Consider the following 12589-nt stretch of genomic DNA (forward strand, 5'->3'; position numbering starts at 1 on the left):
AAGACAAAAAAATAAGTAACGTTTTTACCCCCTCAATTAGTGGAAAGTTGAAGGGGTATTTTTTATAAGAATTAAGTGGAAACCGGGTTGAAGTTAACGTTTTAATGAGCTCCAGATATGACTCAGTTCGATAATTAAAATAGTAGCCCAAACCAAAATACTAATTCCGGCGGCGGCGGCGGCAATATCTTTAATTATCCGAATTCGTTCGTCTAGCTGTTCTTTCATAAAATCGCATAAGGCTTCGATGCAGCTATTAAACAATTCAGCAATAAGCATCAGTCCTGTTCCTAACAGAATTAAAGTAAAATCTATCCATTCACGAAAAACAAAGGAAAGACCTAATACAAAGATAGATAAAATCATCTTATAGGCAACGCTAAAATCAGACACGACTGCAAAATAGAGTCCTGATAAGATGATTTTAAACTTTCGGATCGGATGATAGCCAGGTGGACGAAATTTTTTACTCATAAATATTAATCAAACTTGAAGTTCAGGAATGTGCTCATTTTCATAATGCTCGATTAAAACACCGAGAATATCCATGAGTGAGGCGAGGGGATGTTGTTCATTTTCGCCAACTTCATCAATCAGTTGATCGAGCCATTCCACAAGCCGTTGATAATCTGCTTCATCCTGGGGAATGATTAATCTATTGGCTAAGGGTTGCCATAGTTTTTGGGTTTCATCTATACTCAACATTTTGACTACCTCCATGTTCCTCGATCATACTCTGTGTGGGTAAGCACTGCTCGAATATAAAGCTTTTGTCGATTATAATGAATTTAATAACTTACTCATTATTACTTAAATATTCCTGAGAATAGACATCTGCCATTAACTTCGGCCAGATTAATAGAAAAAATCCCATCCAGGCTAACAAAGGAATAGCGACTAAAATTGTCATCCACAGGGTTTTAAATAACAACCAACTTCCTGAAATTAGGGTAATTCCAGTTAATAGAATTGACCAAGGTTGACACCACCAAGGTTTATAATTCCAGGGGTTAAAGGTTGGGGTTTCAATCGGTGTTTGATCTTTCATTGTAAGTAATTAGGGAACAGGGAACAGGGGGAAAGATTTCACTCTCTAAGTTTGAGCATAAGTCTATGTCCAAACTGCCATCTGCGGTTGTTATTTTTGATAAAAAGTTAGATTATCTAAACAACAGAACTTTCCGGTAAAGCGGTTTGCATTTGAGCTAACCAACTAACTAAAGATTCTAACTGTTTATCCGCACTCAATACCGCTAATCCCCTAACCGTAACTTTACCTTTACTATACACAAACCGAGGATGTAAACTTTCCGATAAATTGGCTTTTAATAAATTCCAGGCGGGTTCTTCCATGGGGGTTTCTAATAAAATATGTTGTTTACCATCGGGTTTAATGCGAGAAAAGCCTAATTTCTTAGCAATTTGTTTGAGTTCCATAATTCTAATTAATTGACGCGCCGGGGTGGGAATTGGGCCATAGCGATCGCACCAATCTTCCTCAATTCGAGATAATTCATCCCGACTTTGACAAGCCGCCACTGACCGATAGGCACTCATTTTTTGATCTAAATCCGTAATATAATCGGAAGGAATAAAAGCAGTTAAACTCAAATCAATTTGAGTATCATCCACCTGGGGAATTTCTTGACCCCGGACTTCTTGAATGGCTTCTTGTAACATTTCACTATAAAGATCGAACCCCACCACATCCATTTGACCCGATTGTTCGGCCCCTAAAATATCTCCCGCACCCCGAATTTCCAAGTCTCGCATGGCTAATTGATAACCCGATCCTAACTGGGCAAATTCTTGAATTGCTCTCAATCTTTTGCGCGCATCATCGGTTAAATTCACCCGTCCGTCGGCGGTGGTAGGATAGAATAACCAGGCGTGGGCTTGCACTCCAGAACGTCCGACCCGACCGCGTAATTGATAGAGTTGACCTAGGCCGAAACGGTGGGAGTCTTCAACTAAAATCGTGTTAACTCTGGGAATATCTAACCCCGATTCAATAATGGTTGTACAGACTAAAACATCCGCATCCCCCGAACTAAATGTTAACATAATTGATTCTAATTCGGAGGCGTCTATTTGTCCGTGGGCGATCGCCAATCTCACCCCAGGAATCATCTCTCGAATTTGGGCAGATTTTTCTTCAATTCCTTCGATTCTAGGGACAACATAAAACACCTGTCCCCCCCGATCTAATTCCTGACGAATGGCTGTTCTAACTATTTCTAAATTCAAAGGAGATAAATGGGTTTGAATTGGGCGGCGGGAAGGAGGAGGAGTGGTAATTAAACTCATTTCTCGAATCCCAGATAATGCCATATATAGGGTTCTGGGAATGGGGGTGGCGGTTAAAGTTAAGACATCAACATGGGTTTTTAAGGTCTTAATTTTTTCCTTTTGATTCACTCCAAAACGTTGTTCTTCATCAACCACTAATAACCCTAAATCCTTAAAATGTACTCCTTTTCCCAATAAGGATTGAGTGCCAACAATGATATCAATTTCCCCCGTTGCTAACCGTTTTAATATTTCTTGTTTTTCCGAATTGCTGCGAAAACGATTAATTAAAGCCACTTCTATGGGATAGGGAGAAAATCGTTCTTTTAGGGTATGATAATGTTGTTGGGTTAAAATTGTGGTGGGGGCTAATAAAGCTACCTGTTTTCCAGCAGTAACGGCTTTAAAAATAGCCCGAATTGCCACTTCTGTTTTGCCAAAACCCACATCCCCACAAACTAACCGATCCATTGGTCGATCGCTTTCCATATCCCGTTTCACGTCTTGGGTTGATTTAATTTGATCGGGGGTTGCTTGATAGGAAAAGGAGTCTTCAAGTTCCTGTTGCCAAGGCATATCGGGGGGGAAAGCATAGCCCGTTTGTTGGGCGCGTTGGGCGTATAATTTTAATAGATCTACGGCTAATTTCTTTAAGGTTTTTTTAACTTTTTCCTTGGTTTTTTCCCAAGCTTGTCCGGTGAGTTTATTCAGTTGGGGAACTTTGCCCCCGGTACTTCTAAACCTTGATAAACTGCCCACTTGATCGGCGGCAACCCGTAACGTGCCATCGTCATATTGTAAAACTAAATATTCTCGGGTTTCGTTATTAATTACCAGGCTTTCTAATTTAGTAAATCGCCCTACCCCATGTTGACGATGAACCACAAAATCCCCGGGACGGAGTTTATTCAGTTCAACCTGTTTGGATACCGCCCGCCGTCGTTTTCTAATATAACCATGGGTGGCGAGGGAATGCTGGCCATAAAATTCTCGGTCGGTAATTAAAACTAACCGAAAGGTGGGTAAAATAAACCCTTCTAATTCAGCGAGTCCAGTATATTTTAAGGCAACGGGGGTATTTTTAATTAAGCTATCAATAGCGGGATAATCCCGGGGGTTGGGAATGAATTTTGAGGGGCAATCATGTTCCGATAACAGGGCAACCGATCGACTAGGTTGGGCGGAAACAATAAATATAGAAAAATATCGTTCTCGCTCAGACCGAATTAATTCTGCCAGTTTAGCAAATTGATGGGGAGTGGCGGGAACTGGACGGGAAGCTAGGTTTAAACTGGGAACATTGGTAATATTAACTAAGCTAGGTTGATAATCTCCTATTTCTGATAAATAGAGTTTATCAAAGGATTCAATTTGTTGCAGGGATTCAGTAAAGGAACGATGAATTTTAGGGGGTTTTTGGGGTAAGGCTTGCCATTGTTCTTGAATATGTTCTAACCAGCGATCACTATGGGCGCAACATTGATCTAATTCATCAATTACAATTAGAGTCGTATCGGTTAAATAGTCTAATAAACAAGCGGGTTTTTCAAAGGCTAATCCCAATAAGGAATGATAGGATTTAGGGGGTTTATAATTATTATTATCGAGTTGAAATTCCGGTTTAGGGATGGGAGGAATAATTTGGGAAATTAAGGTTTCAGTATCGGCTAAATTCCCTTGAATAATCACATCAAAATTCGTCGGGGTGAGAATGAGAGCTTCAATTTTATCTAAGGATCTTTGGGTGGTGGGATCGAGTTCCCGAATTTGTTCTAACTCATCCCCAAACCATTCTAAACGCACGGGTAATTCCGAGGCCACCGGAAAAATATCCACAATATCCCCCCGGCGACTCCATTGACCCTCGGTTTCCACCAAGGATACCCGCTCATAGCCTAACTTGGCAAACTGTTCATCCAGGGTTTTTCCGGCCGAGGTCATCCCCCGATATAGTTTTAAACAATAGGGTTGAAACGCGGAAACCGGGGGTAAATGGGGCTGTAAACTTCTTTCTGTGGCCACAATGGCCATGGGAACACCCGAAGGGGTCTGTAACCGTCCCGCCAACTCCGCTAATACCTGCATTTGGCCCCAGGTCATTTCCTCGGAAGTCACCGACTCGTAGGGGGACGCCTCAGAAGTGGGATAAAACTGAACCGTAGCCCATCCCATCGCCTCCAGTTGAGCCGCCCACCGTCCGGCTTCCTCCAGGGTAGCTGTGACCACCAATAAATTTAATCCCGACTCCTGGGCTAAGGTAGAAGCGACTAACCCCTTGGGAATGCGAGACAGACCATTGAGGTAGAGAGACTGAGATTTATTCAGTTTGGTCAGGAGTTCAGTCGTTAAAGGCGATCGCCCCAATGCACGCACGATAGAGGAAAATGTCATATGGGAAGGGAACAGGGAATAGGGAACACCGGAACACCGGAGAGAAAGACCATCGTTCTCGTGTTCGAGTATGAGTCTTTGTTCTAACCGTTAACCTCGACTGCCATGGCGAGTCGCCCTGCCACAGAAGTCGTTATAACATTGTAAGCAATTCTTTGAAAATCCGATAAGATAATCAGATCTTGATAGGATCAGCTATTCTAATCTTTTATCTTCCTATTCTGACCTCAAAATGTCATCTGTATTCCAAGAAATTCTGATCGTTTTCCTGCTGATTGTAGCCAATGGCGTATTTGCTATGTCAGAAATTGCTATTCTTTCAGCGCGCAAAGTTCGCCTACAACAGTCAGCCAATCGAGGAAATAAAAAAGCTAAAGTGGCTCTGGAATTAGCCAACTCTCCCAATAGTTTACTCTCAACGGTACAAGTAGGAATTACCCTAATTGGAATTTTAGCAGGTGCTTTTGGAGGGGCAGCAATTTCAGCCCGATTAGCCATGCAACTGAACAAAATTCCGATTTTAGCTCCCCACAGCAATGCCATTAGTTTTACAATTGTTGTGATTATTATTACCTATTTATCCTTAATTATTGGGGAATTAGTTCCTAAACGGTTAGCCCTGAATGCGCCTGAATCTATCGCAACTAGCGTTTCAATTCCCATGCGTTGGTTATCTAATTTTAGTTCTCCCATTGTGCATTTATTAAGTCTGTCTACGGAATTAATTTTAAGGCTTTTAGGCAGTCATGCCTCGATGGAACCGGAAGTTACCGAAGAAGAAATTAAAATTCTGATTGAGCAGGGAACTCGATCAGGAATTGTTGAGGAAACGGAACAAAGTATTGTGGGACGAGTGTTTGAATTAGGCGATCGCCAAGTCAGAAGTTTAATGACCCCTCGCCCTGAGATTTTTTGGATTGATATTGATGATTCTGCCGAAGAAAATCGTCAGAGTATTGCCCAAAATGCTTACACTCGCATCCTAGTTTGTCAAGAAGATTTAGATCATGTTTTAGGGTTTATTAAAGTCTCGGATTTATTAACTCAATCCCTATCCGGTAATCCCTTAGATTTAACTGCAAATTTACGCCGTCCCTTATTTGTTCCTGAAACCACTTCTGTTTTGAAAATTTTAGAATTATTTAAACAGGGAGAAACCCATTTTGCCGTAGTAGTTGATGAATATGGCGTGATTCAAGGATTAGTAACTTTAAATGATATTTTAATGGAATTAGTGGGTGATATGCCCTCTTGGGATAATCCCGAAGAACCCCAGAAAGTGCAACGGGAAGATGGATCTTGGCTATTAGATGGAATGTTGCCCGTTGAAGAATTTTTTGAGTTATTTGACTTAGAAGATTTATTAGAAGAATCAGAAGGAAACTATCACACTGTCGGAGGATTTGTGATTACTCAGTTAGGGCGGATTCCGGCTGCTGCCGATCATTTTGAATGGCAAAATTTACGCATTGAAGTGATGGATATGGATGGCAACCGCGTCGATAAAGTATTAATTGTGCCTCCGCCTCTGAATAAAAATAATGAGCTTATTGAACCTTGAAAAAAATCAATTACTCTCTGAATTACCCTATAATTTAGGAAGTTTGCGATCGCTATGACCATCGGCAGGTTATTGTTTCAAACTTCTTTGTGTCTCTGTGGTTAAATTAATTTTTTCTTCTATGATTTCAGGTTATTTATGATGAAAAAATCTCTATCTAAAATCTTGCTATTATTGTTCTGTTGGACAATTGTACCATTATTCTTAGTGGAAATATTAATGATTGTCCTCGAACCCTATTTATCCCAAGGACTGTATCAATATGATCCAGATTTAGGGTTTAAAATTCGTCCTTATGCTAATGGAAATAATCAATTTGGGTTTAATGACCGAGATTATCCCCTGCAAAAAGAACCGGGAAAATATCGAATTTTAATTCTGAGTGATTCCTATAATTGGGCGGGGGGAAAAGATGGAAATTATACCGCTTTATTAGAACAGAAATTTGCCCAATATTATCAAAATTCTCAAGTTGAAGTAATTAATGCTGGATACCCCGGAACCCACACGGGGGAACAATTAGCCCTGTTGAAAAAATATGCCATACAATATCATCCTGATTTGGTCGTATTAGGTTTTTTTGTTGGGAATGACTTTATTGATGCAAAATCCAACCGAAAACGAATTATTGTTAATGATATTTATGTTGATATTGATAAACGCCAGGAGTTAAAAATATTCGGTTATCCAATTATTAATCAATCTCGTTTGTTACTCTTTCTTCAACAAAAATATAAAGTATTTCAAGAAGCTAAAAAAGCTCAAAAACAATCAATTTTACCCTATCATGTACAATTTGTAATTAATCCGACTGAACCGGAAAAATCCCCTGGTATTTTATCCCTAGAAACCTTTCTAGCAACCGAAAAAACTCGCTTAGACTTTTGTAAACGTCAAGATTTGCAAAAAGGGGTTTGGAATGATAATATTAACTATATTCTCCAAAGTATTGACGAAATGAGTCGGCTATTACAACAGCAAAATATTCAGTTTATCGTTGCGATATATCCCGATGAGTTTCAAATCAATCCTAACTTATTAAATCAAATACAGGAAAAACATGACTTGAATTTATCAAAATATGACCCAAACTGTATGCAGAATATTTTAATTCCCCATCTGCAATCCCAACAAATTAGTTATATCGATTTCCGCCCTCGGTTTCAAGCTGAACAAAAACTACGTCCCTTATACCTGTTACAAGAACCCCATTGGAATTCAGCCGGAAATCAACTGGCTGCGGAACTATTATTTGAGAAGTTAATCCCCAAAACCAATCAATTTTTTAAACTTTTTCCCCCTTCCCCTAACAAAATTTAAAATGCAAAAAACTAAACTGAAAGGCTTTACTAAAATTCTTGGACAAACTGCATTAATCGCTTTAATTACGTTTATAATGTCTGAAATTACCCTAAGAATTTATAATAAAATTAATCCTAGTTTTGTCTTTTATGATTCTTCCTATAACCGTTTTCGCGGAAAACCTAACGCTCCCGATTATGATTTTAAGTTAAATTCCCAAGGCTTTAAAGACGTTGAATTTACCGTTGAGAAACCTGCGGGAATCAATCGGATTTTAGGAATAGGAGATTCTTTTGCTTATGGTGTTGTTCCCTATCAATATAATTATTTGACGCTTTTAGAAGAAAAATTAAATAAATCGGGGCAAAAAACCGAAGTGATTAATATGGGAATTCCGGGTATGGGGCCAAGGGATTATTTATCAATTTTAGTCAATGAAGGATTAAAACTCAATCCAGATCGAGTAGTATTATCCTTCTATATTGGTAATGATTTTTTAGATAATTCCATGACCACCCACCTGAGAAAAGAGGAAAAATCCTATGTCGTAGCTTTAATCAAATCTCTAATTAAAATTCAAAGCCATTATCAAGGTACATTCATTAACACGGTGCCTAAATATGAGGATAATCAACCGACAATTGATAATGCAAAGTATCTCCAGAATACTGTTAGTAAAAGTAATATGTTTGTTAGAAATCCAGCCGATGGGATGTTTAAAGGCTTTGTAGAGGATGCAGTTAAAGATTTAATTAAAATTAAACAAATTTGTGATTCTCAAAATATCCCTTTAACAATTGTAATTATTCCTGATGAAGTTCAAGTCAATTCACAACTTCAAAAACAAGTCAAACAAGCATTTGATCCCAATAATCAAAATTTATTAGATTTTGAAATCCCAAACCGACTGTTAACAGAACAGTTACAGCAAGCGAATATTGATTATCTGGATTTATTACCTGATTTTAAAGTCGCATCCCAAAAAACTCGTCTCTATAAACCCAATGACACCCACTGGAATATCGCCGGAAACCGTTTAGCGGCAGAATTAATTACGCAACATCTCAAATCAAAAAATAATCAACCCTAGACAATAGACTATTTACTGATAACTACTAACTGCTAACTGATGACTGCTAGAGACGCGCCATGGCAAGTCTCTACATAACTAAATATCTTGAACGATCCGAAAACCAGCGTGTTGATAGAAATTGGGACGGAACCAATTGCGGTAATATTTTAAAGCTTCCGCACCATTCGTTATCCAACATCCTCCTAACATCATTTGATGTTCGGTATCAAAAAAGATGGCAGAATTATCTTCATAAAGAAAATGGGGTTCATATCCACAAAAGGGGTTTAAATTATCACTCAACCATTCCCAAACATTACCTCGCAAATCATAGAGTCCAGAGTAACTTTTGGCAGTTTCTAACATTCCGACGGGACTGGGTGAGCCGAATTTGAAATTGAGATTGTAATGGTCTACATCTTCTACTAAACCATCACCGTAAGTGGCGACATTGTACTCGGCTTCATTCATTAACCGAGTCCCCTCACCTTGCCAACGACAATAAGCCATGGCTTCATAGTAATTGACTTCTGCTGGCCAATCTAAAGGTAAATCCATTTCATCAAACTGGGCGCGATATTTATAACTCCCCTTTTCTAAGCGCCAAAATTTGGGATGTTGGATATTATTTTCAGTTTTCCATTGCCAAGATTTTTTATCCCAATACTCTTGATTTCCATAGCCACCCGCCTTAACAAAATCCAGAAATTCGCTATTGGTAATGAGATATTTACTAGCTAAAAAAGGTGCAACTTCAACGGTGCGTGACCCATAATCAATATCCCAGCCATAAGTGGAATCGTCAAAGGCTTTACCAAGTTGGGCAATTCCCCCGGCAACTTCGAGCATTTCATTCTCTGGAATATAACTTTTAGAAGGGGCATATTTCCAGTTTGAGGGGCGTTTAACTCGCTCTAGGGGAAGCTGGCGAAATAACATCGAAGATGTTTCGACATGAATGCGCTGATGTTCAATTCCCATGATTAATGCCCACAGGGGATGATTGGGAAGAATCGGCAGAGTAATTGGCGTTTTTTCAATGAATTCTGATAGGATTTCTAAGACTTGTTCTCGATATTGCCAAGCCGAGGTAAGGTCTGGCCATTGCAGGTGGGCGATCGCTTGATTCAATTCTGTGGGTGTTTCGGGATCGACCCCAACTCCAAACAGAATTTCATAGTCCTGATTCAGAGATTTTTCTAATAATCCCACCCGAACTAATTTATTGATGTAGAAAGATGCCGAATGTCCCAGATAAAAAATGAGCGGATTTCTCAAAGGGTCGGGATTCAGATAAAATGTGTCTTCCCCAACTAAACTTTTTAGGAGCATATCTTCAAGTTGCCAAGCCTCCTGAAAATAATTGAGGAGGGTTTGGCGATCGCAACAATCTAGTTTGGGGGGACAATTCGATACAAGAGTGTTCATAGTTATAGTTAATGGGAATCAGGCTTTTTTCGGCATCAAACCCGATTTATTGAAGTTTTATGCCTCAATTTGATCAACAGAATTGTTTTAAACTTGACAAAGAATTAACCCAAACCATTCTTGGGGATCTGTCCAAATTTTGACGGTTTTCAGGTGTTTGGACTGGAGTTGTTTTTGTAGATTTGCTAAATCAAACTTGCGAGAAATTTCAGTTAAAATAGATTCTCCCTGGGTAAAGAAAACCTTTAAATCTAAAATGTCTAGGGATACCCAATGACTTTTTTGACAATGCAGATACATTTCAATTTGAGTATCTGCTTGATTGTAAATCGCTTGATGGCTGAATAAATTCAGGTCAAAATTGCCCTGAAAACGCCAATTTAAATGGGAAAGCATATTCAAGTTAAAAGCCGCCGTAACGCCCTGACTATCATTATAAGCTGGCTCTAATATTTCTTTAGGTTTTTGTAAATCAATGCCTAAAAGAAAGTAATCTCCTGGTTGTAATGTTTTGGAAATTTGACTTAAGAAAGTATTAGATTCCATGGGATTAAAATTGCCCATGGAACTACCCAAGAAAAAAATCATCCGCGACGATGCTGGGGTTGATTCTAACTTCACCAAGGCTTGTTCGTAGGTTCCAATTAATCCTTGAATTGAGAAAGTCGGATATTTTTGTTGTAGCTTGACAACGGTAGATTTAAGTATGCCACCGCTAACATCAATGGGTATATATTTAGAGTCCGGGGCATTTTTTTGATAAGCATCTAATAAAAACAGCGTTTTTGTAGAACTGCCACTTCCTAATTCTACCAGTTCACAAGCCCCTGTAATTTGAGCAATTTCATCGGCATATTGGCTCAAAATCCAGGCTTCTGTTCGGGTTGGGTAATATTCGGGTAACTCACAAATTTGTTCGAATAAATTTGATCCGTGATCGTCATAAAAATATTTGGGTGGTAAATACTTAAATTCGTTAGTTAATCCTTGAATAACATCTTCACCTTCCCTGTTTAGATGTTGATTAGATTTATCGACACTTTGCAAACTAGTTGTTAACATGATGATCTTTTTTTGTGAAGCTAATATTTTTATATATAAATAATCTCATGCTTAAAATCCATTGTCAATATTTACCTAGAAAAACTTTACATTGATCAACAATATAAAGTCTGAATAATCAGACAAAATTCTGTGGGTTTTGGTTAGGATATTGCTTAACCAAAACCTATATAATTTTTGTTAGGTTTTATTCCTATAGAATTCCTATAGCAATCCTAAATGGATTTGATATGAAACAGTCAGAAGTCTTATCCCAGATGCGGTGTTGCCTGTTCCCTTTTGATCGGGAATTTTGAACACAACTCAAATAGGATTGCTATAAATTTAATTGTTAGCAGCTTTCTGACTTTGTTTATATTTTTCGGGATCGGTTCGGAGATCCACATACAAGAAATCTATGCCCTCTTTCTCTAAAAGTTCTAAGATGGCTAGATTTAAGTTTTTCTCGGCATCAAAGTAGAGCTTATCATCATTAACAAAGGCAACAATTTTAATCACACGAGCATTATTTTCAATCTGGCTAAACCGAACAATCATCTCTTTAGATAAGCCAGGAATAGATTCTGGCATTTCTCGAATAGCATCGCAAATTCTGGCGGTTTGCTTGGCTGAAATACTATCAATTCTGAGGGTTAAACTAATACCCCACTTTAACTCCTCACCCGGATTTTGTGACCAATTTTCTACAATTCCAGTAATCATTCTGGAGTTAGGCATTTTCACAATCGAACCCCACTGATAGACATGGAGGGTTGTAGTTCTAAATCCAATACTCATGATTTGCACAAAACCCTGTAATCCTGAGACTGAAACCCAATCTCCTTCTCGATAGAGATTATCGGAGTAGATAATAATTGTACAAAACCAGTCATAAACAATATCTTTCAACAGCAAACCTAAAGTAATCCCAGCACCCCCTAATAGACCCACGAGTGCTGCTGCTGATTGTCCTAAAAATATCTCACTGACCTTAATTGTGAGTACGATAATAGCTGCCGATTGAAAAATCTTCGGCATCAAGGGTCTGAGTAACTCATCGAGTTCTGTTTCAGTCCGCAGCGTGATATTAGCAATGATTTGCCCGAAGATTGAAGCACTGCGATAAATCACATAAGCAACGATGAAAAAAACAATTAAGTTAAGAATTTTAGTGATTGCTTCGCTCAATTGTGGCCCAATATTTGTTGCCAAAATCTCCTTGACTAGCCACAGTCCACCAATCAGAATTAGCCAGTTTAAAGAGGGTTTGAGAATCGCAATTAACTCATCATCCAGTGTACTCTCGGTTTTAGCGGTTAAATACTCAATGCGTTTAATAATTGCCGAGGTAATAAATCGTCTGAATACCTGTGTTATTGTTAGGACGAGAATAACTAGAAGAATTTTGCCGACTGGGATACCTGAAACATCGATATTGATGTTTTTTAGGATACTTAAAAATTGTTCCATAATTCCTTTGCTCTCTGGTATAGTTGATAGACATT

11 protein-coding genes are annotated in these 12589 nt (G+C 38.6%); 3 read left to right on the plus strand and 8 right to left on the minus strand.

From position 1 onward, the window contains the following. Positions 1–93: 93 nt before the first annotated feature. From AC2D3N_RS12375 to mfd, 5 genes are all read right to left on the minus strand, one after another. A complete protein-coding gene (locus tag AC2D3N_RS12375) occupies positions 94–474 on the minus strand; it encodes a diacylglycerol kinase (protein ID WP_484691013.1) in 381 nt (126 codons plus the stop codon). Positions 475–483: 9 nt separating this feature from the next. Continuing rightward, entirely contained in the window at positions 484–705 is a 222-nt protein-coding gene (locus AC2D3N_RS12380) for a hypothetical protein (protein WP_079677875.1), read from the minus strand. A 5-nt stretch (positions 706–710) separates the two neighbouring features. Continuing rightward, on the minus strand, positions 711–788 hold the full coding sequence (locus tag AC2D3N_RS12385) for a type II toxin-antitoxin system HigB family toxin (RefSeq protein WP_079677987.1): 78 nt from the start codon (positions 786–788) through the stop codon (positions 711–713). A gap of 8 nt (positions 789–796) precedes the next feature. Beyond that, complete coding sequence (locus tag AC2D3N_RS12390) at positions 797–1048, minus strand: DUF6737 family protein (protein WP_079677876.1); 252 nt, start codon at positions 1046–1048, stop codon at positions 797–799. A 116-nt stretch (positions 1049–1164) separates the two neighbouring features. Continuing rightward, the gene (mfd, locus tag AC2D3N_RS12395) at positions 1165–4680 is read right to left on the minus strand and encodes a transcription-repair coupling factor (protein WP_484691014.1); all 3516 of its coding nucleotides are present in this window, start codon (positions 4678–4680) and stop codon (positions 1165–1167) included. Between the two features lie 232 nt (positions 4681–4912). Here mfd and AC2D3N_RS12400 point away from each other — a divergent pair, with 232 nt between their 5' ends. From AC2D3N_RS12400 to AC2D3N_RS12410, 3 genes are all read left to right on the plus strand, one after another. After that, a complete protein-coding gene (locus tag AC2D3N_RS12400) occupies positions 4913–6241 on the plus strand; it encodes a hemolysin family protein (RefSeq protein ID WP_079677878.1) in 1329 nt (442 codons plus the stop codon). 138 nt (positions 6242–6379) lie between these two features. Beyond that, on the plus strand, positions 6380–7561 hold the full coding sequence (locus tag AC2D3N_RS12405) for an SGNH/GDSL hydrolase family protein (protein WP_484691015.1): 1182 nt from the start codon (positions 6380–6382) through the stop codon (positions 7559–7561). Position 7562: 1 nt separating this feature from the next. Then, complete coding sequence (locus AC2D3N_RS12410) at positions 7563–8633, plus strand: SGNH/GDSL hydrolase family protein (protein WP_484691016.1); 1071 nt, start codon at positions 7563–7565, stop codon at positions 8631–8633. A gap of 78 nt (positions 8634–8711) precedes the next feature. Here the strand turns inward: AC2D3N_RS12410 and ovoA are convergent, their stop codons facing one another. From ovoA to AC2D3N_RS12425, 3 genes are all read right to left on the minus strand, one after another. Further along, positions 8712–10043 (minus strand): 5-histidylcysteine sulfoxide synthase, encoded by a 1332-nt coding sequence (gene ovoA, locus AC2D3N_RS12415; protein WP_484691017.1) that lies wholly within the window; start codon positions 10041–10043, stop codon positions 8712–8714. A gap of 87 nt (positions 10044–10130) precedes the next feature. Next, the gene (egtD, locus tag AC2D3N_RS12420; protein ID WP_484691018.1) at positions 10131–11105 is read right to left on the minus strand and encodes an L-histidine N(alpha)-methyltransferase; all 975 of its coding nucleotides are present in this window, start codon (positions 11103–11105) and stop codon (positions 10131–10133) included. A 324-nt stretch (positions 11106–11429) separates the two neighbouring features. Then, positions 11430–12554, minus strand: coding sequence for a mechanosensitive ion channel family protein (locus AC2D3N_RS12425; protein WP_079677883.1), 1125 nt, complete (start codon positions 12552–12554; stop codon positions 11430–11432). Positions 12555–12589 lie beyond the last annotated feature (35 nt).

The sequence above is a fragment of the Planktothrix sp. PLAVEN19ND genome (genome assembly GCF_057220675.1).